Origin of the sequence: Vibrio sp. Vb1980 (genome assembly GCF_033338615.1) — a bacterium.
GTDB lineage: Bacteria > Pseudomonadota > Gammaproteobacteria > Enterobacterales > Vibrionaceae > Vibrio > Vibrio alginolyticus.
Genome location: NZ_JAWOSZ010000002.1, coordinates 249,419 through 274,360, shown reverse-complemented (window position 1 = coordinate 274,360; position 24,942 = coordinate 249,419). Strand labels below are relative to the sequence as shown.

At 45.4% G+C, this 24,942-nt stretch carries 21 protein-coding genes; 14 read left to right on the top strand and 7 right to left on the bottom strand.

What is annotated here, in order from left to right; translation table 11 throughout:
* Window positions 1-335 precede the first annotated feature (335 nt).
* Complete coding sequence (locus R7F64_RS04480) at window positions 336-557, top strand: hypothetical protein (RefSeq protein ID WP_005386686.1); 222 nt, start codon at window positions 336-338, stop codon at window positions 555-557.
* A gap of 135 nt (window positions 558-692) precedes the next feature.
* Here R7F64_RS04480 and R7F64_RS04475 read toward each other — a convergent pair whose 3' ends face one another.
* Window positions 693-941, bottom strand: coding sequence for a DUF1289 domain-containing protein (locus R7F64_RS04475; protein ID WP_005378062.1), 249 nt, complete (start codon window positions 939-941; stop codon window positions 693-695).
* Between the two features lie 184 nt (window positions 942-1,125).
* Here R7F64_RS04475 and R7F64_RS04470 point away from each other — a divergent pair, with 184 nt between their 5' ends.
* The 9 genes from R7F64_RS04470 to R7F64_RS04430 all read left to right on the top strand — a co-directional run bounded on the left by R7F64_RS04470 (window position 1,126) and on the right by R7F64_RS04430 (window position 11,412).
* Window positions 1,126-1,572 (top strand): META domain-containing protein, encoded by a 447-nt coding sequence (locus R7F64_RS04470; RefSeq protein WP_042522007.1) that lies wholly within the window; start codon window positions 1,126-1,128, stop codon window positions 1,570-1,572.
* Window positions 1,573-2,007: 435 nt separating this feature from the next.
* Entirely contained in the window at window positions 2,008-3,168 is a 1,161-nt protein-coding gene (locus R7F64_RS04465; RefSeq protein ID WP_158173801.1) for an ABC transporter substrate-binding protein, read from the top strand.
* A 9-nt stretch (window positions 3,169-3,177) separates the two neighbouring features.
* Window positions 3,178-4,887 (top strand): thiamine ABC transporter permease, encoded by a 1,710-nt coding sequence (locus tag R7F64_RS04460; protein ID WP_318071486.1) that lies wholly within the window; start codon window positions 3,178-3,180, stop codon window positions 4,885-4,887.
* Complete coding sequence (locus R7F64_RS04455) at window positions 4,853-5,500, top strand: ATP-binding cassette domain-containing protein (RefSeq protein WP_065274385.1); 648 nt, start codon at window positions 4,853-4,855, stop codon at window positions 5,498-5,500. The genes R7F64_RS04460 and R7F64_RS04455 overlap by 35 nt, the downstream gene beginning before the upstream one ends.
* Window positions 5,493-6,104 carry a CDP-alcohol phosphatidyltransferase family protein gene (locus tag R7F64_RS04450; RefSeq protein WP_054577935.1) on the top strand — a complete coding sequence of 204 codons (612 nt, stop codon included), beginning with the start codon at window positions 5,493-5,495 and terminating at the stop codon, window positions 6,102-6,104. The genes R7F64_RS04455 and R7F64_RS04450 overlap by 8 nt, the downstream gene beginning before the upstream one ends.
* Window positions 6,105-6,227: 123 nt before the next feature.
* The gene (locus tag R7F64_RS04445) at window positions 6,228-6,707 is read left to right on the top strand and encodes a glycine zipper 2TM domain-containing protein (RefSeq protein WP_005386695.1); all 480 of its coding nucleotides are present in this window, start codon (window positions 6,228-6,230) and stop codon (window positions 6,705-6,707) included.
* 202 nt (window positions 6,708-6,909) lie between these two features.
* Window positions 6,910-8,439, top strand: a complete 1,530-nt coding sequence (gene norR / locus R7F64_RS04440; protein WP_213870488.1) for a nitric oxide reductase transcriptional regulator NorR — start codon at window positions 6,910-6,912, stop codon at window positions 8,437-8,439.
* 174 nt (window positions 8,440-8,613) lie between these two features.
* Complete coding sequence (hcp, locus tag R7F64_RS04435; RefSeq protein WP_182016155.1) at window positions 8,614-10,275, top strand: hydroxylamine reductase; 1,662 nt, start codon at window positions 8,614-8,616, stop codon at window positions 10,273-10,275.
* An 81-nt stretch (window positions 10,276-10,356) separates the two neighbouring features.
* Window positions 10,357-11,412, top strand: a complete 1,056-nt coding sequence (locus R7F64_RS04430) for a hybrid-cluster NAD(P)-dependent oxidoreductase (protein WP_213986662.1) — start codon at window positions 10,357-10,359, stop codon at window positions 11,410-11,412.
* 213 nt (window positions 11,413-11,625) lie between these two features.
* Here the strand turns inward: R7F64_RS04430 and R7F64_RS04425 are convergent, their stop codons facing one another.
* The 3 genes from R7F64_RS04425 to R7F64_RS04415 form a co-directional block, all read right to left on the bottom strand.
* Window positions 11,626-12,567: a class I SAM-dependent methyltransferase gene (locus R7F64_RS04425; protein ID WP_318071485.1), complete on the bottom strand. Its 942-nt coding sequence runs from the start codon at window positions 12,565-12,567 to the stop codon at window positions 11,626-11,628.
* A 31-nt stretch (window positions 12,568-12,598) separates the two neighbouring features.
* A complete protein-coding gene (locus R7F64_RS04420) occupies window positions 12,599-13,291 on the bottom strand; it encodes a TIGR01621 family pseudouridine synthase (protein WP_017634666.1) in 693 nt (230 codons plus the stop codon).
* 82 nt (window positions 13,292-13,373) lie between these two features.
* Window positions 13,374-14,744: a sodium-dependent transporter gene (locus R7F64_RS04415; RefSeq protein ID WP_042522154.1), complete on the bottom strand. Its 1,371-nt coding sequence runs from the start codon at window positions 14,742-14,744 to the stop codon at window positions 13,374-13,376.
* 430 nt (window positions 14,745-15,174) lie between these two features.
* Between R7F64_RS04415 and cls the strand changes: the two genes are divergently transcribed.
* The 4 genes from cls (at window position 15,175) to R7F64_RS04395 (ending at window position 20,073) form a co-directional block, all read left to right on the top strand.
* Complete coding sequence (cls, locus tag R7F64_RS04410; RefSeq protein ID WP_017820861.1) at window positions 15,175-16,629, top strand: cardiolipin synthase; 1,455 nt, start codon at window positions 15,175-15,177, stop codon at window positions 16,627-16,629.
* Between the two features lie 211 nt (window positions 16,630-16,840).
* A complete protein-coding gene (locus R7F64_RS04405; protein ID WP_238966584.1) occupies window positions 16,841-18,046 on the top strand; it encodes a cystathionine beta-lyase in 1,206 nt (401 codons plus the stop codon).
* Between the two features lie 248 nt (window positions 18,047-18,294).
* Window positions 18,295-19,200: a triacylglycerol lipase gene (locus R7F64_RS04400; protein ID WP_318071539.1), complete on the top strand. Its 906-nt coding sequence runs from the start codon at window positions 18,295-18,297 to the stop codon at window positions 19,198-19,200.
* Window positions 19,201-19,212: 12 nt separating this feature from the next.
* On the top strand, window positions 19,213-20,073 hold the full coding sequence (locus R7F64_RS04395) for a lipase secretion chaperone (RefSeq protein ID WP_053303201.1): 861 nt from the start codon (window positions 19,213-19,215) through the stop codon (window positions 20,071-20,073).
* A gap of 24 nt (window positions 20,074-20,097) precedes the next feature.
* On the opposite strand, the gene R7F64_RS04390 is transcribed toward R7F64_RS04395, so the two are convergent.
* The 3 genes from R7F64_RS04390 to R7F64_RS04380 form a co-directional block, all read right to left on the bottom strand.
* The gene (locus R7F64_RS04390) at window positions 20,098-20,664 is read right to left on the bottom strand and encodes a DNA-3-methyladenine glycosylase I (RefSeq protein WP_053303202.1); all 567 of its coding nucleotides are present in this window, start codon (window positions 20,662-20,664) and stop codon (window positions 20,098-20,100) included.
* Between the two features lie 72 nt (window positions 20,665-20,736).
* Window positions 20,737-23,847 carry an efflux RND transporter permease subunit VmeI gene (gene vmeI / locus R7F64_RS04385; protein ID WP_053303203.1) on the bottom strand — a complete coding sequence of 1,037 codons (3,111 nt, stop codon included), beginning with the start codon at window positions 23,845-23,847 and terminating at the stop codon, window positions 20,737-20,739.
* Window positions 23,844-24,941, bottom strand: coding sequence for an efflux RND transporter periplasmic adaptor subunit (locus R7F64_RS04380; RefSeq protein WP_318071484.1), 1,098 nt, complete (start codon window positions 24,939-24,941; stop codon window positions 23,844-23,846). The genes vmeI and R7F64_RS04380 overlap by 4 nt, the downstream gene beginning before the upstream one ends.
* Window position 24,942: the final 1 nt, after the last annotated feature.

Genomic DNA, 24,942 nt, shown 5'->3' with positions numbered 1-24,942 from the left:
TTCGGTTTTTTATTTTCGATAAATTACTGAAAACTCTCCACCTTCACAATATGTTCAAAAATTGTTCATTTGTGTTATTGACGCCCCTGTGTTGGGCTTCTATGTTTGATAAGGTCTTTTAAATATGCAGGTTCATCGGCTAAATTTCGCGAAACATTTTCAATCGCACAGTCAATGATTCTGAGAAAGATGTGAATGGCGTTACAAACACTGCTCTCAAACAATTTGTCTTTGGACTTCAAACGATGGTGATGTGCCTCCACGCGCACACTAATGAGCAGCGATCTGGACGTCAATGTGTTCAAACTGCTGCCATCGAGTTCTGGAGGTCAAAAATGAAACGAGCCAGCAATAGCTACAGACTCCAAATGATCAAAGAAGTAGTTACCCGTAGAGAGCGTGAAGCTTGTACGGATCCTATGGCGAGATACATTCATCAACTCATGGATGAACGCCCAACAAGTAAATTAGATGTTGAATTCAATCATCGATTTTCAGGAAATCACTTCGACGAACAAGCGGGAGGCTGGGTTAGCGACCGTTGGTCGATGAAATAACGCCAATTACCGCTTTATAGGGAAAATAGATAGGAGATTCCCGGTTCTTAAAGGACACCTTGCCGGACCGGGAATATGTAAAAGCCTAATCAGAACCGAAAGCGAAGGCGTAACCCCACAGACTGAACAAGAGTTCTAGAATAAGTCTTGTTGAGGCGATGACTCATCTTGAAGCTGTTCTGGCTTCGTCTTCCCTGCCAACATCTTTCTTCTGTACCTTTGACGACACAACTTAATAACGTGCAACTGCTGAGCGGGGGTTAAGTTAAGCCAATTAAACCTTTCCTCTCTCTTTCTCATACACCCCTTGCAATACCCTTTTTCATCGGAGGTACATACTCCAACACAAGGGCTTGGGACAGTAAAAAACTCCAGTTGCTCCATACTAAAACCGCTCTTTCCATATTAGGGCGTATTGGCCTAGTTTAAATAATGAGAAGATTAGTCAGCAACAAAACTTGCTATATGCTTCGTTATGTCAAAAACATACGAAACCATAACCTTATGCTGACAAAAACAGTGTTTTATTACTTATACTTACCGCGTTTATAAAAACGGAGTCTATAAAATGAAGCTTAGCCTAAAAACGTTAGTTACAGCAATCTCTCTCCCTGTTCTTATGACTGCTTGTGCTAGCAACGGTGATGATGTGAAAGAAATAACGGCTCAAGATTTGCAGCACCACAACTGGGAACTTGTTCAAGTTGATGGCAAAAATATCGTTCTAGACGAACACCAAAAAGCGGCTCGCCTAGAAATCGGTGAAAATCTAACCGCAAACGGCAACGCAGGTTGTAACAACTTCTTCGGTCAAGCCGAGCTGAAAAACAACCAACTACGCATCGAAAAAATGGGCATGACCATGAAGATGTGTATGGAAGATCAAATGAAGATCGAAAACGCAATGACACAAACACTATCTAACTGGAGCGATATCACGCTAACTACAGATGGTCTTGTTCTGAAAAGTGCCGATCACGAATTGACGTTTACACTACGTGACTGGGTAAACTAATCCCAACTAAGTAAACCAGATAGTATCTTAAAGCAGCCAAACGGCTGCTTTTTTTATATCGATGAATCGTTAGTCATGCATGCCAAAGTCATTTAAATGGCCAACTTTCTTTCTCTTTTCGCCCTCAATTCCATGCTTTAAACATCAATTTTGCTCTGTAAAACAACCTATTCATATCTCTGGGGACAATAATTTTCAATTACTTGAAAGAATATCCTCAAACAAACGGTCCGCTCCTAAAATGACACCAAATTTGTCCTTTCTTCGTTTTGCTTCACATTGAGAGTAATTCTTTGAATCAATGAGTGATTCCGTTTGGGATTGGCATTGATAATAGAGAGAGATGAATTACTATCCTTGTAACAGAGCGGAACGACTTGCGAAAACGTCAATAGAAACGAAAGCAAGCACCAAAAGACATAACACGGAATAGATATGAAAAAGCTACTCAGCAGCATTGGCATTTTAGCCACGACTTTTGCGACACCTTCTTTTGCCGATTCATCAGTGAATAGCGAATGGCAAAAAATCGAACAACAAGCCGACGGGCAATCCGTCTACTTTCATGCTTGGGGCGGAAGCCAAGAAATTAATCGCTACATACAGTGGGCGAGTAGAGAGCTAAAATCACGTTATAACGTGACGCTAAACCACGTTAAAGTAACTGATATTTCTGAGACCACTACTCGACTTATCGCAGAAAAAGCGGCAGGCAAAAACAGCGGTGGCAGTGTTGATATGGTTTGGATCAATGGCGAAAACTTCAAATCAATGAAGGATAACCAATTGCTATTTGGTCCTTTTGTCGAAGGTTTGCCAAGCTGGCAATATGTGGATAAATCTCTACCAATTGATGTGGACTTCTCCGAGCCAACAGAAGGTCTAGAAGCACCTTGGGGAGTAGGACAATTAGTGTTTATCCATGACGAGCAAACCCTCCATAACCCTCCAAAATCATTCGCAGAAATGCTGAGCTATGCAAAAGCGTTCCCGAATCGCCTGACTTACCCTCGACCACCAGAGTTTCATGGCACAAGCTTTATCAAAGCATTACTCATTGAACTGTCTAACAACGCCCCTGAGCTGCAACAACCAGTTACCGATAACACGTTTGAGCAAGTCACTCAACCGCTGTGGTCTTATCTAGATGAGTTCCATAAAGTCGCTTGGCGCGGTGGTAAGCAGTTTCCAGGCGGTACAGCAGAAACCCTTCAGCTACTAGATGATGGTCAGACTGACCTGGCGATTACCTTTAACCCGAACGCGGTTTTCTCTGCGCAGTCGAGCGGTAATCTTGCAGAGAGCACCAAAGCGTACGCAATGGACGCAGGAGCACTCTCAAATATCCACTTTTTAGCGATTCCTTGGAACGCAAATGCCAGTGCTGGTGCACAAGTTGCGATAAACTTTTTATTGAGCCCTGAAGCACAGTCTCGCAAAGGTAACCTAAACATCTGGGGCGACCCTTCGGTACTAAGCAACCAATACTTAACTGGTTCGGCCAAAAACACTCAACAATTCAAATCTATCGCTGAGCCACATCCAAGTTGGCAAGCGGCGTTGGAAAAAGAATGGTTGAAACGCTACGGGAATTAGTAAGAATCCATGTTAAGAGCGCTGTATTTAGTCATTATCTCAGTTTGTATTTTGCCTACCATTCCGGGACTACTTGGAGTGGTGGTCTCTGCGCTCGGTTATGTACCTCCTATCGGTCTACACCACTTTTCTTTTGATGGCTTCAATGCCGTCTTTGATTGGGAAGGTGTTTGGACATCCATCGGGCTTACTTTCTACTCCGCCATTTTCAGTAGCTACTTGGCTTGCTTCATCGCATTTGCAATTCTACAAGCCTCTTGGGGCAGTAAGTTTTGGCGAAAAATTGAAGTTAGCCTTTCCCCACTTCTCGCGATGCCGCACGTCGCGTTTGCAATTGGCTTTGCGTTCTTGTTTGCCCCAACTGGTATGGGCGTTCGTGTTCTCAACCAACTGTTTGGTTACGACCCGAATGCACAAACGGTGAATGACTTAGCATTGCTGATTAAGGACCCACATGCACTCGGTTTGATCATCATACTTGCGATTAAAGAAGTGCCGTTTTTATTGTTGATGAGTATTCCGATCCTTCAGCAATTGAAAGTCGATAAGGTTGAAAAAGTCAGTCACTCGATGGGCTACAGTTCCGCGCAAGCGTGGTGGAAATGCGTATTTCCGCAATGGTTAGCAAAACTTCGTTTCCCAATGCTGGCGGTATTGGCTTACAGTTTGTCCGTTGTCGATGTCGCCCTGATTATTGGCCCTACCAACCCACCCACGTTTGCGGTTTTGGTATGGCAATGGTTTAACGATCCAGATTTATCGCTCCTACCAAGAGCTGCCGCTGGCGCAGTAATACTGTTTGCGATCGCTAGCGTTTTGATTGGATTTGCACGCTTAATGGAATGGTGTATTACCAAAGGCTTCAAACGCTGGCAGTACTCTGGTCGAAACGGGTTTCGTTTACCCGGTAAAACCCTATTTTCACTGGTCGCGCTACTTGCACTTCTAATGATTCCACTCATGGTGCTGTGGAGCTTTGCCCAACGTTGGCGCTTTCCAGATTTGCTCCCAAGCCGTTACAGCCTGCGTTTTTGGGAATACGAATGGCACAGTATTCTAGGGACTCTAGAACAAAGTATGTCAATCGCCCTAATCAGCGCGACTGTCGCGCTAGTTCTTGCTTTAATAGCACATGAGTATCGTCTCCGTTATCGCTGGCAGGTGCCCGGTTACATCATCGCCATCCCAATGCTGATTCCTCAGCTATCCGTGCTATTCGGTATGCAAGTAGTGACGCTGTACTTAAACAGTAATGCGTATTTCTTTTGGGTATGTTGGGCGCATGTATTCTTTGCGTTCCCATTTATTTACCTCTCGCTAGACGGTCCGTGGCGCAGCTTCGATAACGGCTTAACTCGCGTCGCACTCAGCTTGGGTAAATCACCGATGCAAGCTTGGTTAAAAGTGAAACTGCCAATCCTCCTGCCTGCAATTGCATTCGCGTGGGCTGTCGGTATTAGTGTCAGCCTGGCGCAATACCTACCAACATTGGTGCTAGGGGCTGGGCGCATTAGCACCATCACAACCGAAGCCGTTGCACTATCCAGTGGTTTTGACCGACGTGTCACCGCTATTTACGCCATTTGGCAAGCTCTGCTGCCATTCTTGTTCTTTTCTTTTGCGATACTGCTTAGCCACTTGCACAGGAAGTATCGCCGCTTGTCTATAAAAGGTTTACTACTGAATGAGTCTTTGTCTCGAAAACCTCGCCATCCGTAAAACCAATGGCGACGCGCTTTTTTCAGCGTTCAACATGACCGTAGAAAAAGGTGAAATCGTTACCCTGATGGGGCCTAGCGGTTGTGGTAAATCCACTTTGTTGGATGCCATTGCCGGGCACCTATCCGCCGAGTTCAACTACTCTGGATCCATTACGCTTGATAACGAAAAGTTGGATGCCCTCCCTGCCCATAAGCGTCAGGTCGGTATTCTATTCCAAGAAGATTTGCTCTTCCCTCATTTAACGGTGTGGGAGAACCTTGCCTTCGCGCTACCAAACTCAATCAAAGGTGAAGAGCGTAAAGCTCACGCTATGCAAGCACTGAAGAACATTTCATTGACCAAACTAGCAGAGTCCTTTCCTGACCAAATTTCGGGAGGGCAACGTGCCCGTATCTCATTGACTCGTATGCTGCTAGCAAAGCCAAAAGTTGCGCTACTTGATGAGCCCTATAGCAAGCTGGATAAAGACCTGCGCGTGCAATTTCGCAATTGGGTGGTCGAACAATTGCAGCAAGCGAACATCCCTACTTTGATGGTAACGCACGATGAAGACGATATTCCTGATGGCAGCAGCTGCCTAAACTGGCCGTGGGAGACAAATCATGCTTGATAGCCTGAGTATAAAGCTCATCCGCAAACCGCTGGCACTCAGTGCGAAATATCTCGATAAATGTGGTATCACTGCAAATCAGACGACAGTGTTTGGTTTTGTACTTGGCTGTTTTGCCCTGCCGGCTTTGATCGCCGAACAGTACTTGTTGGCGTTGCTGTTTATTTTGCTGAACAGAATCTGTGATGGGTTAGACGGTGCACTGGCGAGGATTCAAGGCATTACCGATGCGGGTGGTTTTCTTGATATCAGCTTAGATTTTTTGTTCTATTCGTTGATTCCTTTTGGCTTTGTGCTTGCCAACCCAGAGCACAATGCCGTTGCAGGCGCATTTTTGATTTTTTCCTTCATCGGCACTGGTAGTAGCTTTTTGGCTTTTGCCATCATGGCAGGAAAACAAGGCATCGATAATCCGGTATATAAAAACAAATCGCTTTACTACATGAGCGGCTTAACCGAAGGTACAGAAACCATTGGCTGCTTGGTTTTATTTTGTTTGCTACCGCAACACTTTGCCGTCATCGCGTATATCTTTGGCGCGGCATGCTGGTTTACTACTTTTACACGTATTTATTCAGGGTTTCATACGCTTAACGATCATTAATACTGCTTAGACAATCGCGTTTCCTTAAGGGACAAGCCGCTAAGCCACTGTTTTATAAAGCACCAAAACGCAGGTTAAATTGGGGTATATACTCTTTGAATGAAGAAACCATTCGGAGGCTATATGAAAAAACAGATTAATTTAGGCATGTTGCTCACCATTACTTGTGCGCTCGTGCTTGGCGGCTGTAGCTCACCTAACCCGTACGGAGATGCATACGGCTCATCCGACACTCGCAAAGTTCAGCAGGTTTACTACGGCACAGTAGAAAAAGTAGAACCCGTAACCATTGATGCCTCTACCCAATCCAATGCCATTGGCACCATCGCTGGTGCTGCCGTGGGCGGGATCTTAGGCTCAAAAGTTGGGGGCGGTTCTGGCTCGGATATCGCTGCCATTGGTGGTGGTCTATTGGGTGGCTATGCAGGCAGCAAAGCGGCTGAAGCAACCGCGAAAAGAAATGGCGTGAATCTGACCATTCGTTTAGAGGACGGAAAGATTATCTCTATTGTTCAAGAAGCAAATCCAAACATGATTTTCCAACCAGGCCAAGCGGTCCAAATCAATGTTTCTGGTAATGACGCCAGAGTCGTTCCTCGTTAATTCGGACGAACCAAACCTTTGGCCTGCTTTAATTCAAACACCTAACCCGCGCAAGCTTACATCACTGGCTTGTTAACTTGCGCGTTTCTTTTCGTATCAAACTTGATCGTCGTCAATGGAACATCAATCTCCCACACCTTTCGATGTTCAAATGACATCAAGTTGCTAGCATGAGCCCATTCCAGATAACTTTGGGCTTGTTATGACTCCGACTGTTGACCACGTACTCCTTAATATCGCGCTAAACCTCAGCTCAAATCGCTCTCACGAGCAGCAATATCAAAACCTCATTGATGGGGTCGCGCAAGTATTCCCATGTGATGCGAGCTGCCTGTTTATCTTCGATGAGGATGGTTTTCTAACTCCTGTCGCGGTAAAAGGCTTATCCAGCTCGGTCTTAGGTCGTCGCTATTTCCCCAAGGCGCACCCTCGCTTAGATGCCATTATTCATAGCCGTGAACCGGTGCGTTTCGATGCCGATTGTTCACTGCCGGATCCTTTCGACGGCACACTATTAACTGAAGACCAATGCATTGATGTTCACGATTGCATGGGCTTTAGCTTGTATGTCGAAGGCCAACTTGTTGGCGCACTAACTATGGATGCACTAACGGTGGGCGCGTTTGATAGCATCGATCCTGTCGCTATCGAAACCTTTGCGGCTTTGACCGCTGCGACATTGCGTAACATTGCTCAGTTAAAAGCGCTCAAAGCGCAAAACCAGAAGCAAAAAAGCGTCACTCAAACCCTTATCCAGCAAGCCCGTTCTCAACATGGAGAAATGGTGGGGTTGAGTCCACAGATCAACCAGTTACGAAACAACATTGCGACTGTTGCTCAATCAGATTACGCAGTACTTATCACAGGAGAGACCGGTACTGGTAAAGAACTGGTCGCGCACTCGGTACACGCGCAATCTCATCGTAGCGATAAGCCGATGATTTACGTCAACTGTGCGGCCCTGCCTGAAGGTCTGGCTGAGAGTGAACTGTTTGGCCATGTCAAAGGCGCATTTACAGGTGCTAATAGCCACCGTGCCGGTAAGTTTGAACTGGCAGACGGTGGAACGATTTTCCTTGATGAAGTGGGCGAACTGCCTATGATTTTGCAAGCAAAATTGCTGCGCGTAATTCAGCAAGGCGAGCTGCAACGTGTGGGTAGCGATCAGCATTTGATGGTCAATGTGCGCATCATCGCCGCGACCAATCGACAATTAGAAAAAGAGGTCGAAGCTGGCACGTTTCGAGCAGACCTTTTCCACCGTTTAAACGTGTTCCCAATCCAAGTCCCCCCACTGCGTGCCCGTGACGGGGATATTCCCGTTTTAGCAGGATACCTGTTAGAAAAAGTACGCCAACAATTTAATGCGCCCAACCTGCACGTTCACCCTAAGGTGTTGGCTCAACTGGAGTCTTCACCTTGGTACGGAAACGTACGCGAGCTCGAACACACTTTAACTCGCGCGGCTTTACACGCCATTCAACAAGGCGCAAGCACGATCATGCTTAACCATTTCGACACCTCATTGGCTCTCGATGATGTAAAAAACACATCGCATTATCTGCCTAAAGAAAGCCAGCCAATGCGAGAGCTAATAGAAAGTTATCAACGTGATTTAATTGAACATGCTTTGAGCCAAACTGGTGGGGTTTGGGCAAAAGCAGCGGAGTTTTTACAAATGGATCGTGGGAACTTATATCGGATGGGTAAAAAGCTCGGGATCAATAAATAACCGACTACAAGAAGCCGATGTGATTAAGACATCAACTGCGTTGTCTTAATTACATCAACCACTCTCCTAAATCTGATAAAATCCAATGCAAATCAACAAGATAACAATTGGCACACATTCTGCTCTCTAGTGGTCAACATCACGACTATTAAAACAATCACTGGAGAACCCAATATGTTCTGTATTCAATGTGAACAGACAATTCAAACCCCTGCTGTTAAAGGTTGTTCTTTTGCACAAGGTATGTGTGGTAAAACTTCTGAAGTATCTGACCTTCAAGACGTGTTGGTTTACACACTGCAAGGGGTTTCTTTTTGGGCATCAAAAGCACTTGAATTCAACATCATTAACGATGAAATCAACCAATGGGCACCAAAGGCATTTTTCTCTACATTGACGAACGTAAACTTTGACCCTGAACGTGTCCTAGAGCTAACTTCTCAAGCGGCAACGTACAAAGCATTGCTAAAAGAGCAAGTAATGTCTGCTGCAACACTCGCCGATACCGAAGTTGCTGACATCCCTGTTGTTGCTCACTTTGAGCTACCAAAAAGCGCAGAAGCAATCTTAGCTTTTGCTCCTCAAGTCGCGGTTAACCGTGGTAAGGACCAAGTACATGAAGATGTGATTGGCCTACGCCTACTTTGCCTATACGGCCTTAAGGGTGCCGCAGCATACATGGAGCACGCACGTGTTCTTGAGCAAACCAACAACGATATCTATGCCGAATACCATGAAATCATGGCGTGGTTGGGCACAGACCCTGAAGATCTTGGCGAACTACTTGATTGCTCAATGCGCATTGGCCTGATGAACTACAAAGTGATGGAAATGCTCGACCAAGGTGAAACAACGACCTTCGGCCATCCAGAACCAACCACGGTGAACGTCAAGCCAGTAAAAGGTAAATGTATTCTTGTTTCTGGCCATGATTTGCATGACCTAGAAAAAATCCTGCAACAGACCGAAGGCAAAGGCATTAACGTTTACACCAATGGTGAAATGCTGCCTGCACACGGCTACCCTGAGCTGAAGAAATACTCTCATCTTGTCGGTAACTACGGCAGCGCATGGCAAAACCAGCAGAAAGAATTCGCCAACTTCCCTGGTGCAATCGTAATGACGTCAAACTGCTTGTTGAATCCAAATGTGGGTCAATACGCAGACCGTTTATTCACTCGTAGTATTGTTGGCTGGCCTGGTGTGGCTCACATCGAAGGCGATGATTTTAGCCAAGTGATTGAATGTGCTCTAGCGCAAGATGGTTTCCAACACGATGAAATCGAACACCACATCACGGTTGGTTTTGGTCGAAATGCACTGATGAACGCCGCCCCTGCGGTTATCGACCAAGTGAAGCAAGGCAACATCAAGCACTTCTTCCTAGTCGGCGGTTGTGACGGCGATAAAGCGGAACGTAGCTACTACACCGATTTTACGGCTGAAGCACCAGAAGACACGCTAATCCTGACCTTGGCGTGTGGTAAGTTCCGCTTCAACAAGAATACGTTTGGCGATATCAACGGCATTCCTCGCCTATTGGATGTGGGCCAATGTAACGATGCTTACTCTGCAATCCAGCTTGCACTTGCACTGGCGAAAGAGTTTGACTGTGACATCAATGAACTGCCACTCACGCTTGTGCTTTCTTGGTTCGAGCAAAAAGCGATCGTTATCTTGCTAACGCTATTTGCATTGGGCGTGAAAGGCATTTACACAGGCCCTACTGCACCGGCATTCCTAACGCCAAACCTAATCGCCATCATCCAAGAGAAGTTCGATATGCGCAGTATTGGCAATGTTCAGGATGATCTAAAAGCCATCCTAGCAGCTTAATAAACTTGCTTGTTACGCGCCTCCTTACGCGGAGGCGCTATCTATTTCGAACCAAAAATAGCCACAACCAAAGAGATTGTTATGTTTTTTGAATGGCAAGGTAACCAGCCCGTCACACTCCGTTGCATCGACAAATACTTCGAAACACACGACACCGTCAGCATAAAATTGGCCGAACTAACCGAATCACTTCTGTTTCAGTTTAAGCCTGGCCAGTTTATTAACTTGGGCGTCGAAATTGATGGAAAAATGGAGTTTCGTGCCTATTCAATCAGCTCGATCAATGAAGACGATCACCTTCAACTCACCATCAAACGAGTATCTGGCGGTAAAGTATCGAACTACATCGTTGACTCGCTGCTGCTCGGTGATACTGTTCAAGCATTACCACCAGCAGGCGAATTTAACTGCATCGACCATCCACCCGTGTTACGTGATGGCGAAACAAAAGCCTTGCTTATCAGTGCAGGTTGCGGCGTCACGCCCGTATTTTCGATGGCAAAACACTGGCTGAGTAATCAAGATGAAAACGACAACGATGTGGACATCGCATTTCTTCATATTGCACGCAGCCCAGAAGAGACGATTTACTACGATCAGCTAGAAACGTTAGACGCTGTGTATCCCAACTTCAATTTAAAGTTGTTGCTGAAAAACCGCGAAGGAACATCGCATCCACAAGGTCGTTTGAATGCCGACTGGCTTAAAGAGCTTGTTCCTGATTTCAAACAGCGCACCGTTTACCTGTGTGGTCCAAGCCAGTTTATGCAAGATGTTCACGGCTATTTGAATGACCTTGGTTTTGACATGACGAACTTCTACCAAGAGAGTTTTACGCCAGCGACTGGCGCAGAATCATCGGTCTCCGATGAGACGGTTAACGTTTCTGTTCCTGATTTTGCTCAAAGCATCGATGCTCAAAAAGGTCAGGTACTGGCCGATGTGCTCGAAAGCGCAGGTTTACCATTAATCGTCGCTTGTCGAAGCGGGATTTGTGGCTCGTGCAAATGCAAGGTTCGTAAAGGCAACGTCTCTTCCACCAGCCTAGAAACATTGACGCAAGAAGAAATTGAACAAGGCTATGTGCTCGCCTGCTCATCAACCATCGAAGCGGATCTTGAAGTGCAGATCGGTTAATGCTGCTGGTATCGATCTTTTATTGTTTACCGTCATTCCGACGAGCCTAGGCGAGGTCAGGAATCTAATATCAGCGTGTTAGGAATAACTCACTCTGATAATAGACTCTGAATCACACTCGCGTCTCGCTATTCAGATTGACGGGGTATCGCGGAGATGCCAGCCTTACTCAAACGGCTGGTATTATAGATAGGTACAACTTTCGTTTCGTCGTCATTGCTTCTCGCTAAACAGCAACACTTTCAATGCTGCTTCGCTGTCTACGTCCATAAACTCTGGTGGGTTATCCAGACGCTCACGGAATGTCAACTCTGGCGCTTCTTCTTTCATGCTTTCAATCAAGAAGTCGCTTGTCACAGATGGCGAGTTCACACATGCCATCACTTGACCACCGTCTGCCAACAAATCCGGCAACCGACGTAAAATCTTTTTGTAATCTTTAGTCAGCGCAAAGCTGCCTTTCTGGAATGAAGGCGGATCGATGATAATCAAGTCATACTGACCAGATTTCTTAATCTTACCCCACGATTTAAAGATATCGTGCCCCATAAAGCTTACCTGGTTGATGTTATGACCATTTAGCTTGTGGTTCTCACGACCTTTAGACAGCGACGCTTTTGCCATGTCGACGTTAACCACTTTATCTGCGCCACCCGCAATGGCAGCGACAGAAAAGCCACACGTGTAAGCAAACAAGTTAAGCACGTTTTTATGCTTCGCATTTTCCCGTACCCAATCACGACCGTAGCGCATGTCCAAAAACAGACCGAAGTTTTGATTGCGGCCAATATCCAATTGGTATTTCAAACCGCTTTCTTCAACGACAGGGCGAGCGTCTAATTCACCGACAAGCACTTCTGAAGGCGCACCATCGGCATAACGGTGCTGAAGAACCATAGTGCGACCTTGCTTGTCTGCCCACAGTGGTGATAGTGCCAACGCATTGAGGCCGCTTTTCAGCTCAGCGAGAAACGCGTCGTCGACTTCTTTAAACAAGTTGATGATCAACTGACCTTGTAACCAGTCACAGGTGATTTGCTCTAGGCCCTCAAAACGACGACCACGACCATGAAACAGTCGACGAATTTCATTCGGAGCTTGCGCGAGCTCGGTTTCTAGATGCTGAAAAAACAGCGAAAGTTGTGATGCTTGCATCGAGTTCTCTTATTAGTTTTCTTTGTGACGGTTATTTGATCGTAGGCCAGTTCAGTTCCCAGGGGGAAAGCCAAGTATCCAAACCCTGAGAGACGGTTTCACTGTGCCATTTGTTACCAAGCACTTTGTATTCTCGTGGATCGCAAACAAAGCGATATTGCTCATCTCGGTATTGGAAGCAAAGTGAAAATGCGTGCAGATAACCGCGATCAGCCTCATTGCCTGCATTGTAAATCGGGTCGCCAACAATACCTGAGCCAACCGATTTTAATGCCACGCGGATTTGATGCGTTTTACCAGTGTGTGGCTTACATAAAAATAGGCGCTCTCCGGGCTCTGCCGCAAGAGAGAAAAACTGGGTAACGGCTGGGTTATTTTTGCTGTTGACCAGCTTCCATGATGAACGGCGCGAACGCTCCATATCACCAACGACCAAACCTTGTTTCTTTTTCGGCTTTTTAGAGCCAATCGCCAGATAGAACTTTTCCACTTGGCGGTCAGCAAAAGCTTGCGATAACGCACTGGCCGCTTTGGCGTTGCGTCCGAGGAGCAGAATACCCGATGTCATTTTATCCAAGCGATGGATAAGATAGAGCTGCTGCTCACCACTCTGCTTAGCCACTTCTTGCAGCAGCATTGTGTCGCCATCGTCTTTATGAACAGAGACGTTGGGATGCTTATTGATGATCAGAAAATCGGGATGGGTATGTAGAATATCGAACATAAAAAACTGGCTCCACGTTTGGAGCCAGCAGTATACATAAGTTACCGGACAAAGCTATCGAGGCTTGCCCCCAAGGTCTTTGCTAAAGCTTCTTCGAGAAAATGCCAGCAAGACCAATGATTGCGATACCCAGCAGCATGATTTCACCTTTGCCACTATCAAAGCCAGACTTAATCCCCATGAAGGCAACAATAGCAATCGCAACAGGAATCAGGTATTTAACTAGGTTGTACCACAATCCAAATAACGGGAAGGATACTTCGCCGTCATTAGTGATCTCTTTTTCTAGCTCAGCACGGCTTAGGCGCCATCCAGCAAAGATACAAACCAACATACCACCAACCGCTAAGAAGATTTTGTCCGTTAGTAAGTCAAAGATATCAAAGGCACCGGTACCAAACAGCGTTGGTCCCATTCCACCTAACGATAGTGACGCAAAAATACATAATGCCGCCATAACTGCACTTGCAGACAGAACAGCGTTAGAGCGCTTCATGCCTTTCTCGTCGATTAGGTAAGACACGACAACTTCCAATAATGATACTGAAGAAGTTAATGCCGCCACCGTCAAACCGATGAAAAATAGCAACGCGAATAGCAACCCAATTACTCCGCCCATTTCAGCAAATAGCTGAGGAACGACAACAAATACAAGACCAGGGCCTGCCGCAGGCTCCATGCCAAAGGCAAACATAGCTGGGAACATAGCAACACCAGCAAGAATCGCGACACCAGTATCCATCGCTGTAACCATACCGGTTGTTTGAACTAGGTTCTCTTTCTTCTTCAGGTAAGAACCGTACGTCATCATACAACCCATACCTAAGCTAAGTGAGAAGAACGCTTGCCCTAGTGCAGCAAGAACCACGTTGCTGTCGACTTTAGAAAAGTCGGGCATGAATAAGAACTCAAGGCCAGCCATTGCACCTGGCAGCATTAAGCCCTTAACAGAAACAACGATTAGGATTAAGAACAGAAGCGGCATCAGAACCTTACCGGCTTTCTCAATACCACCCGAAATCCCTTTCATCACAATCATGACGTTAAGGAACAGGTAAACACCCATCCACATTAAAGGTTGAATCGGATCTGAGATGAAACCGCCAAAGCTGTCGCCAATTGCTTCTGGCGCGCTGAGTAGACCACCGCCCACTTTAAAGATGTAGGCCAATGCCCAACCACCAACCACAGGGTAGAAGCCCATGATCAAAAGACCACTGAAAACTCCCATAACGCCAGTGAACGTCCAGCGTCGGTCAGTTGTTTTGAATGCACCTACGGCAGAAAGACCTGTCTTACGACCAATAGCGAACTCTGTCAGCATCACGCTAAAGCCGATAAAAATTACAAAGATAAGATAGATAGCAACGAATGCACCGCCGCCACTCTCACCTGCTGTGTAAGGGAATTTCCATATATTGCCTAAACCGACAGCGGAACCCGCTGCTGCCATTACGAAGCCTAGTTTAGACCCCCACGTATCACGTGGTGCTGCTGTATTAGTTGTAGCCACGCTTTTTCTCCAAAATTAGTTTGTTGTGTATGCATAGAGATAGGCGTCTAAAAAGTTTATGTAAAAATTATTGTACACTTATAAAATAAGCGTTCGACGCACTATATCTAGAAAGTAAAGCAGCTCCCCTTTAAAATTGGAACCCCAAAAAAGTACATTTATCGCACAAGTGTCGAGTTACGCAGGTTAAATGCTGCTTTTTTGTTCAAAAGTTAAAGAATGACCTTATTTTTCACATTAAAATAACAGAATCAGCTGTTATGAAACTCGTTCCTCATATAAGGTCAATCCCACGTCTAAATGGGAAATCTATTCCCCCAACCCACTTTTATGCTTAATATCCTAGAAGGGCATATTACTCTGAGCGTATATGGACAAGTTTTATCACTTTCTTACTTTAGCTGGCATCGGGCTATATTGGTTACTGGTCGCAGGTGTGACCATTCGTGTCGTTTTAAAGCGCCGTGCAGTGAGCGTGTCTTTAGCTTGGCTAATGATCATTTATATCCTTCCCGTTCTGGGTGTCGCATGTTATTTCCTCTTCGGTGAACTGAACTTAGGCAGAAAGCGAGCCGAACGTGCGAAAGAGATGTTTACACCATTCGAGAAGTGGTTCAGTCAGCTTAACGACTGTAACGCGCACAACCCAGAAACGATGGGAAGGCACATCTACCGAATTGATGAACTTTGTAACAACCGCCTTGGTCTTCCCGCATTGAGCGGTAATACATTGTCGCTGCAACAGTCACCTAATGAGATTTTGCATTCCATTATTGAAGACATCGAAAACGCGCAGAGCAGTATTCGAATGGTATTCTACATTTGGCATCCGGGTGGTTTGGCTGACTCTGTCGCTTCTGCGCTTATTCAAGCGGCTAAACGCGGCGTAGATGTCAAACTATTGCTCGATTCAGCAGGTAGTCCACGTTTTTTCAGAAGTCCTTGGTATCGAATGATGCAGGATGCTGGAATTGAAGTTATTCAAGCGCTAGAAGTGAAGATGTGGCGTATTTTCTTACGTCGTCTTGATCTTCGCCAACATCGCAAGATCATCGTAATTGATGATGAAATTGCTTATACAGGTTCAATGAACTTGGTTGACCCGGCTTACTTCAAGCAAAATAGTGGCGTTGGGCATTGGGTGGATATCATGGTTCGCATTACAGGACCAACGGTAAACGTATTGAGTGCCATCCACTGTTGGGATTGGGAAGTCGAAACTGGCGAACGTCATTTACCAAGACTACCTGAATGCAAGATCGATGAGAGTGAATTCCAACACCCTATTCAGGTTGTGCCTTCTGGCCCAGGTATGCCGGAATATCTGATCTATCAAGTATTAACATTGGCAATAAACCAAGCCAATCGCTCGGTACGAATCACAACACCATATTTCGTGCCCAATGCTGATTTACTCGAAACGTTAAAGATGACAGCACAACGAGGCATTAACGTTGAACTCATTATTCCCCATAAAAATGACTCTATGATGGTGCAATGGGCTTCACGCGCTTTTTATAGTGAGCTCTTGAGTGCAGGGGTCAAGATTTATGAGTTTTATGGTGGTTTGCTGCATACAAAATCTGTCGTAATTGACGACCAATTCTGTTTAGTTGGCACCGTAAACATGGATATGCGCAGCTTGTGGCTGAACTTCGAAGTGACCCTCGCCGTTGATGACGAAGAGTTCACCAAGCAAATGTCTTGGTTACAAGATAGCTATATTAAGCAATCTCACACTGTTGTATTGGAAGAGTGGGAGAAAAGGAGCCTATTTTCTCGGTTCTTAGAGCGAGTGTTCTATCTCTTCAACCCACTCCTCTAATACCTCAAATACACCGACTAAAAAACCTCCAGCGCTACATGCATCCTGCTGGAGGTTTGTTCTTTTAGCTCCCTATCTACACGATACCTCTCGACATCATTACCTGTTCATCTTGGCTGTTATTGGCTGATAGTCGACTTTTCCCTTGCATAACCTACGTCGTCCATGTTTTAAATATTCAAAACCGCAATATTTAAGACAGGGAACTTTTATGTCAGAGGGAAAAAAAACCAAACTCATTACCGCTGGCCGCGATAAAAAGTGGACAAATGGTGTTGTAAACCCACCCGTTCAACGCGCTTCAACTGTGGTATTCAATACCGTTGCAGAAAAGAACCAAGCCACCATTAATCGTGCAAACAAAACGTTGTTTTATGGTCGCCGAGGCACCAACACGCACTTTGCTTTCCAAGACGCAATGGTTGAGATTGAAGGTGGAGCTGGTTGCGCGCTTTACCCTTGTGGAACGGCAGCAATTTCAAACGCCATCCTCTCTTTCGTTGAAACTGGCGATCACATTCTAATGGTGGACACTTGTTACGAACCAACTCGTGACTTTTGTAACACCATAATGAAGAAAATGGGCATCGAAACCACCTATTATGACCCAATGATCGGTGAAGGTATCCGAGACTTGATTCAGCCGAATACCAAAGTCCTTTTCTTGGAGTCTCCTGGTTCAATAACCATGGAAGTCCAAGATGTACCTACATTAGCGCGCATTGCCCACGAGCAAGATATCATCGTGATGCTTGACAACACATGGGGAGCAGGCGTGAACTTCTCTCCTTTCGAGCATGGCGTAGACATTTCCATTCAAGCGGCAACTAAGTATATTGTTGGACATTCAGATGTCATGCTAGGTACTGCTGTGGCTTCTGAAAAGTATTGGGATCAGCTTCGTGAACAAAGCTACCTGATGGGTCAGTGCGTTTCTCCTGACGACGCATACCTAGGTCTTCGAGGTATTCGCACGTTGGATGTTCGCCTAAGACAGCACGCAGAAAGCAGTTTAAAAGTCGCTCAGTGGCTCGCTTCTCGCCCAGAAGTTGATCATGTCCGCCATCCAGCTTTAGAAACAAGCCCTGGCCATGAGTTTTTCAAACGAGACTTCACAGGTGGAAACGGCTTGTTTTCATTTGTTCTCAAAACGTCTTATCCAAAAGCGACGACGGCTCTGCTTGATGGTATGAAACACTTCAGTATGGGTTACTCTTGGGGCGGTTATGAAAGCCTCATTCTAGCTAACGAACCTAAGAGCTTTAACAGCCTGAGAACCGTAGCTCACCCACACTTTGAAGGTACTTTGGTTCGTATTCATATTGGCTTAGAAGACGTAAATGACTTGATCGCTGATTTAGAGACTGGTTTTGCGCGTTATAACGCCTTAATGCTTGAAAAAGAAGTCTCCCTATAACAATGATTGAATCGCCCTGCATTGCGGGGCGTTTTTATAACCCCCTGACTTAATTAGAATTTACTAACATTCACCCACGCCATTAATTAATGTTAATCATTTGTGTTGTTTTTCAATTGAGCAGTCACAGAATGAAATAATGTGCTATAAATAGGCTTTCCAAATTTAGAGTTTCTCTCCTACTTTTTATCATTCATAAGAGGTCATACCACAAGGAGATAGTTTTGAAACTCAAATTTATAGCGCTAATGCTTTTTACCTTAATTACCGTCCCAATAACCTCCGTATCCGCTGCAACAGGTTATACCCAAACCAAGTATCCGATTGTCTTGGTTCACGGTTTGTTTGGTTTTGATACCCTGGCAGGCGTTGATTACTTTTTCGGAATACCACATTCCTTAACAAAAGATGGTGCTAAAGTTTATGTTGCACAGGTATCCGCGACCAATAGCAGCGAAGTTCGAGGGGAGCAACTGCTTGCTCAAGTAGAAACCTTACTTGCAGCTACAGGCGCAGAGAAAGTCAATCTCATTGGTCACAGTCATGGTGGTCCAACAACGCGCTATGTTGCCTCTGTCCGTCCTGACCTAGTCGCATCAGTTACGAGTATAGGAGGCGTTAATAAAGGGTCTAAAGTGGCAGATTTAGTTCGTGGCACCGTATCTGAGGGTTCGGGTAGTGAGCAGCTCGCGGTAAAACTGGCGCAAGGCTTAACTACTCTTATTAATCTTCTATCAGGTGGTTCTGATCTCGACCAAGACCCTTTGGCCTCATTAGCAGCATTAACCACGGAAGGATCATTAGCGTTTAACCAACACTACCCTGAGGGAGTCCCTACCAGTGAATGTGGTAATGGTGACTTGCTGGCTTCAAATGGCGTTTATTACTACTCATGGACCGGATCATCCACTTTTACAAACGTTTTCGATCCGACTGACGCTGCCATGATGGTACTTGGCTTAGCCTTTGATGGGCCAAATGATGGCTTAGTTGGTGCGTGCAGCACACATTTGGGCAAAGTCATACGTGATGATTATCAAATGAACCATTTGGATGAAATTAACGGCCTACTCGGTATTCATCATCTTTTTGAAACCGATCCAGTCACGCTTTATCGCCAACATGCAAATCGTCTCAAACTTCAAGGTTTATAAGAGGTCATCACAATGAAGAAAGTCGCTCTCACCACTTTTATCCTGCTCTCGATATTTGGCGTGGGAGCGCTTTCTCTGTTGCAAAGCGACAAACAACAAGAGATAACCTCTAACCATTCGCCATCTCAGCAAGATATAGCCGCCGATGTCTCTTCCCCAAAAGACTTCTTCGAATATTCTCTTAGCCGGCTGGGCGAAGAAGATCTCGATACGATCAAAGCGGAAGTTAATGATGACACTTTAGCAAAGCAAACTCTGAATATTGATGCCACACTTTTTCAAGCCTACCTTTCCTACAAGCAAGCACTCACTGCATTAGAGCCTTTTGAGCACAACCACCTAACGCTTGAACAGTTAACCATGCTGAATGAAGCAATACTGAACTTACAGCTTCAATACTTTAACGAGGTGCAGATAACCCAATTGTTTGACGAAGAAAACCGACTTCGCCAACTTGCTTTAGAAAAGCTGACGATTAAAACACAGGCATCGGATATCGAGAGTCAAGCACACCTTCTCAATCAAGCGTTATCAGAACAACCGGATTACATACGAGAAAGTGAACGCAATAACGCATTAGCAGAGCAGCTCGAGCAAGCTTCTCAGCTTGATTCACAAGATAAGTACATCGCCCGTGTTGCTCTGGTAGGAGATGCCGGAGCGCAGAGGCTGCAAAAGCTTGATGAGCAAAGAGCATCATTTGAGACTCAACTCGCCACTTACTTAAAGCAGCGTCAAAATATTCTGAATAGAGATTTTCTAGGGCAAGACGAAAAACAGGCAGAAATCATTGCTTTAAGAAAACAAAGCTTCAATGCCACTCAATGGCGTCGAATCGAAGCTTTGGAACGTATTCATGATAGCCAGAACTAACAACATTAGCTTAATCGCCAAACGTTACTTATTCTGCTTTTTAGGACATCCAACGATATGGTCATCCACCATGCCGACGGCTTGCATGAAAGCATAACAGATGGTTTCACCGACAAACTTGAAGCCTTTCTTTTTTAGGAATTTACTCATGGCTTTGGATTGCTCTGTCGAAGCTGGTACGTCACTCATATGTTGCCATTGATTGACGATTGGTTCACCGTCCACGAACTGCCACAACGCGTCTGATAAACTCCCGTATTCAGCAATTAACGCTTTGGCCGCTTTGGCATTACTGAATACCGAGTTAATCTTTCCGCGATGTCTCACAACATCGAAGTTTTCCACGATGTATTCAGTGCGTTCTTCATTTCTTTGTTCCAACGCATCTAGATCGTAATTCTCGAACGCTTCTCTGTAACCTTCGCGCTTTTTAAGGATGGTGATCCAACTAAGACCAGCTTGCGCACCTTCCAAAGTAATAAATTCAAACAGGACTTGGTCGTCATATACTGGCACGCCCCATTCGGAATCATGATATTCGCGCTCTAATGGGTGATTCATCGCCCACGCACACGTTTTTTGTTCTGTCATTATTCTTCCTTAAAAAGCGCCTCTAACTGATGAGCTAGAGGCGCGATATTTTTCATCGTTATATCAGTAGCACTAAGCCTGTTTCGGTACTGCCACTTTATGGAACAAACGATACAACACTGGCACGACAATCAGTGTCAGGACTGTCGCAAAACCCAAACCAAACATAATCGTAACCGCCATTGGTTTGAAGAAAATATCTGGCAACAGTGGGATCATACCAAGGATCGTCGTGATAGCAGCCATACAAACGGGACGGACGCGACTTACCGCAGCATCAACGACCGCGTCATAAGCCTCTTTACCGGACTTCATTTCAATTTCAATTTGGTCCAGTAATACGATGCCATTTTTGAGCACCATTCCCGATAAGCTTAAGAAGCCGAGCAATGCCATAAAACCAAACGGCGTGTTGAGTGCCAACAAACCAGTGGTGACACCAATTAACGCCAGCGGCACGGTAAGCCAAACAATGAGTGGCTCTTTGATAGAGTTAAATAGGAATACAGTGATCAAGAACATGAACAAGTACCCCATTGGCATAGTAGTAAACAGTGACTCTTGAGCATCACCTGAAGATTCGTATTCACCACCCCACTCTAAGGAATAACCTGGTGGTAATTGAATCGCTTCGATTTGGGGCTGTAAGCGTTTTTGCAACGTCGATGCGGTTTCTTCACCTAGAATATCTGGGTCTGCCATCACAGTGAGCATACGCTTACGGTTCTTACGCACAATAATAGGATCCTCCCAACGCATGTCGTAACCCATTGTGACTTGTTGAAGTGGGATAAACTCACTCTGTGCTGGACTCCATATTTTCATGCCTTCGATGTTACGAATATCAATGCGTTCATCTTCAGGTAAGCGAGCCACGATAGGCATGAGCGTAGTGCCGTCTCGGTAAAGACCTATCGTCATTCCAGAGAATGACATGGACAAGAAGTCATCGACATCTGATTTTGTAATGCCATAGCGACGTGCCTGACTCTCGTTAAACTGAGGTTCAAGAACTTGGGTTCGTTCACGCCAATCATGCCTGATATTTGTTGCCTGAGGATCGGCGTACATGATGTCCTTGACCTGAGCGGCTATCGTACGAAGGACGGTTGGATCTGAACCAATAATGCGCGCTTCAATTTTTGCACCACCACCAGGGCCTAACTCAATCTGTTTGAGCTTGTAATTGATTTCTGGGTAGTTGGCTTTTAAATACTCTCGAAACTTCGCCATTAATGGTTTTAACGCTTCGTAGTTTTCCATACGAGTGGTTATCTCACCATAAGCCGCATAACTTTTCTCTGGCGCGTACGTTAACATGAAGCGCTGTAAGCCTTTACCCACGGTCGTCGTGATATGGTCAACATGCTCTTGCTTAGCTAACCAACTTTCTAACTCTTTAAGCGTTGTGTTGGTTGCTCGAATATCAGTTCCTTCTGGCATCCATACATCTAACTGAAAAATCGGCGTTGTCGAAGATGGGAAAAACGCTTGCTTCACAAAGGTGAACCCGTAAACACTTGCCGCTAATCCCGCAATCAGCACCACAACGGTAAACCAAGCACGACGCATACAAAACTGAAGAAACTTTTTATAAATAACGAAAATAACCCCGTTATATGGATCATTTTCTTCCCCTTCACCTTGTTTAATCTTCTGGCCTTTAAAGAAGATGTCAGCAAAGAACGGTGTCAACGAGATAGCGGTAAACCAACTCAACATCAATGAGATCAGCAGAACCGTAAACAAAGTGCCACAGTATTCACCCGTCGAGTCTTCAGACAGTCCAATGGGCGCAAATGCAGTTACAGCAATCACAGTTGCCCCAAGTAATGGCCACTTGGTTTGGGTAACGATGTCAGTCGCCGCTTGGAGTCGAGTTCGCCCTTTTTGCGTACCAATCAAAATCCCCTCAACCACGACGATTGCATTGTCCACCAACATACCTAACGCGATAACCAAGGCACCTAATGAAATCCGCTGCAAATCTATCGCGAGATACTTCATGAAAATGAACGTACCCAACACCGTCAGCAGTAAAATTAAACCGATAAGCAGACCTGAACGTAGCCCCATAAAGAACAGAAGTACGATAATGACGATACCGACAGCTTGAGCCAAGCTGACAACAAAACCGCTAACCGATTTATCCACCTCTTTAGGCTGACTGTAAATTTCCGAGATTTCGATACCAACAGGTTGTTGGTACTTTAGCTCTCCAAGGCGATGATCAAACGCTTTTCCGACTTCAACGACGTTGACGCCTTCAGCAAAAGAAACACCCACGTTTAGTGCGAGGCTGCCGTTAAAATTAATAATATTATTCGGGACTTCTACGTAACCACGTTTTATTTCCGCCACATCTTTCAAGAAGATGAGCCCCTGAGCACCCGACTCAGTAATCAACAAATCGCCTAGCTCATCCACACTCTGGAACTCGCCAGTCGGCTGAATTCTGATGTACTCATCACCAATTCTGATCGCTCCTGCGTCAGAAACTACGTTTTGCGTCGAAAGAAGATTAAACACGGTATCCGGAGCAAGACCTATACTGCTCAATTTTTTCATCGATACTTCGATGAAAACTTGCTCTTGCTGTTGCCCGGATACCGAAACTTTACTCACACCATCAACCAGTTCGAGCTCTCGGCGTAAGTAATCGACGTAATCCAGTAGCTCTTTATAGCTATAACCGTCGCCAGTCACCGCTAACAAAATCCCGTAAACATCACCAAAATCATCGATCACTTGAGGTTCATTCACACCTGGAGGCAACGTCCCTTTAAGGTCGTTCACTTTACGGCGCAACTCATCCCAAATTTGTGGTAGATCATCAGGGCCATAATTGTTCTTCATCGTGACCGTGATTTGCGATAATCCTCGGCTAGAAATCGAATTGACTTCATCAACATAAGTAAGCTGCTGAATCGCTTTTTCGATTGGATACGTCACTTCTTCTTCGACTTGTTGCGGTGTCGCACCAGGGTAAGAGGTCACTACCATCGCATCTTTAATAGTAAAAGCAGGGTCCTCAAGACGCCCTAAACCAAAGAATGCGGCGATACCACCAATCAAAAATATCAGTGCGACCATCCAACTGATGACGCGATTTCGGATGAAGTACGCAGCAATACCGGTCACATCATCATCACTTTGAGGCGCTGATTTATTAAGATCGCTCATAGACCGGCCTCCTGCGTAGCCATTTCCTGTATCACTTCCACTTTCATGCCATCCCTTAATCGAGAAACACCGGCAATCACAACTTTGTCTTTGAGCATGAGACCATCAAGGATTTGAATGGACGTTTTAGATGCCTTACCTGCTCGCACCTGTTTGCGCGATACCGTATTGTCGTCATTCAGTACCCAAACAAATTTGTTTTCGCGCCCCAGCTCGTCACCATCCGCATTAAAAATGGCTTCGATAGGAACATTAATTCCTAGGTTGAGATCAAGCCCAACATTCTCGTCTTTAGACGTTACCTCAACAGCCATACCATCTAGGATGTACTCTTCTTCCGGCATAGGAAGCGACAGTGTGACAGTAAACGTACCTGTTGTTGGGTCGGGTTCGGTTGTAAATTCTTTTACCATCGCGTTATATTCGTTACCGCTGGGCACGCGCACCAATGCTTTGATCGCGGTGAGTCTTTCTTCCGTTGGCGGTTGGTTCACATAGAGGCGGTCTGGAAGCTGAATCAACACTTCGACTCGCTCCAAGCTGTGAATATTAACGATATGCTGTCCGACTTGAACATTTTCGAATTGGTCGATATTAACTCGCGAAATAATCCCATCCACGGGCGCTTTTAAGGCAGTAAATGATAGACGAAGTTTGGCTAACTGAAGCTCAGCTAAGGCGATTTGTCGTTGTGCTGCAATTTCATCAAACTGAGACTTAGCTAATAGGCCTTTATCAACCAAAGGGCGTGAGCGGCGATACTGACTGTCGACAACAGAAAAACGCGCACTCGCATTATCTACATCCAACTCATAGTCCGTGGGATCTAGCGTTGCAATAACATCACCCTTCATGACTTTGTCGCCCTCTTTTACCATGATGCGGCTGACTTCTCCTGTCACTCTGAAGCTCAAATGAGAGCGATCCGCTGCATTCGCAACCGCAGGGAAGTACAAGTTGTCATCCACCTTGTTTCCCGCTAATGACGTAACTCTAACTCGTGGCGTTTCGAGCTCTTTTTCTGGCGCCTTATCCCCACAGCCAACGAGAAAAAGCGTTGAAAGTAAAGTCGCTAGAGAGATGATTCCTTTCATA

What these genes read in the sequence shown, in the direction of transcription:
- R7F64_RS04480 (WP_005386686.1), top strand. Translation starts at nt 336, where the DNA reads ATGAAACGAGCCAGCAATAGCTACAGACTCCAAATGATCAAAGAAGTA.
- R7F64_RS04475 (WP_005378062.1), bottom strand. Translation starts at nt 941, where the DNA reads ATGGAGCAACTGGAGTTTTTTACTGTCCCAAGCCCTTGTGTTGGAGTA.
- R7F64_RS04470 (WP_042522007.1), top strand. Translation starts at nt 1,126, where the DNA reads ATGAAGCTTAGCCTAAAAACGTTAGTTACAGCAATCTCTCTCCCTGTT.
- R7F64_RS04465 (WP_158173801.1), top strand. Translation starts at nt 2,008, where the DNA reads ATGAAAAAGCTACTCAGCAGCATTGGCATTTTAGCCACGACTTTTGCG.
- R7F64_RS04460 (WP_318071486.1), top strand. Translation starts at nt 3,178, where the DNA reads ATGTTAAGAGCGCTGTATTTAGTCATTATCTCAGTTTGTATTTTGCCT.
- R7F64_RS04455 (WP_065274385.1), top strand. Translation starts at nt 4,853, where the DNA reads ATGAGTCTTTGTCTCGAAAACCTCGCCATCCGTAAAACCAATGGCGAC.
- R7F64_RS04450 (WP_054577935.1), top strand. Translation starts at nt 5,493, where the DNA reads ATGCTTGATAGCCTGAGTATAAAGCTCATCCGCAAACCGCTGGCACTC.
- R7F64_RS04445 (WP_005386695.1), top strand. Translation starts at nt 6,228, where the DNA reads ATGAAAAAACAGATTAATTTAGGCATGTTGCTCACCATTACTTGTGCG.
- norR (WP_213870488.1), top strand. Translation starts at nt 6,910, where the DNA reads ATGACTCCGACTGTTGACCACGTACTCCTTAATATCGCGCTAAACCTC.
- hcp (WP_182016155.1), top strand. Translation starts at nt 8,614, where the DNA reads ATGTTCTGTATTCAATGTGAACAGACAATTCAAACCCCTGCTGTTAAA.
- R7F64_RS04430 (WP_213986662.1), top strand. Translation starts at nt 10,357, where the DNA reads ATGTTTTTTGAATGGCAAGGTAACCAGCCCGTCACACTCCGTTGCATC.
- R7F64_RS04425 (WP_318071485.1), bottom strand. Translation starts at nt 12,567, where the DNA reads ATGCAAGCATCACAACTTTCGCTGTTTTTTCAGCATCTAGAAACCGAG.
- R7F64_RS04420 (WP_017634666.1), bottom strand. Translation starts at nt 13,291, where the DNA reads ATGTTCGATATTCTACATACCCATCCCGATTTTCTGATCATCAATAAG.
- R7F64_RS04415 (WP_042522154.1), bottom strand. Translation starts at nt 14,744, where the DNA reads ATGGCAGCAGCGGGTTCCGCTGTCGGTTTAGGCAATATATGGAAATTC.
- cls (WP_017820861.1), top strand. Translation starts at nt 15,175, where the DNA reads ATGGACAAGTTTTATCACTTTCTTACTTTAGCTGGCATCGGGCTATAT.
- R7F64_RS04405 (WP_238966584.1), top strand. Translation starts at nt 16,841, where the DNA reads ATGTCAGAGGGAAAAAAAACCAAACTCATTACCGCTGGCCGCGATAAA.
- R7F64_RS04400 (WP_318071539.1), top strand. Translation starts at nt 18,295, where the DNA reads ATGCTTTTTACCTTAATTACCGTCCCAATAACCTCCGTATCCGCTGCA.
- R7F64_RS04395 (WP_053303201.1), top strand. Translation starts at nt 19,213, where the DNA reads ATGAAGAAAGTCGCTCTCACCACTTTTATCCTGCTCTCGATATTTGGC.
- R7F64_RS04390 (WP_053303202.1), bottom strand. Translation starts at nt 20,664, where the DNA reads ATGACAGAACAAAAAACGTGTGCGTGGGCGATGAATCACCCATTAGAG.
- vmeI (WP_053303203.1), bottom strand. Translation starts at nt 23,847, where the DNA reads ATGAGCGATCTTAATAAATCAGCGCCTCAAAGTGATGATGATGTGACC.
- R7F64_RS04380 (WP_318071484.1), bottom strand. Translation starts at nt 24,941, where the DNA reads ATGAAAGGAATCATCTCTCTAGCGACTTTACTTTCAACGCTTTTTCTC.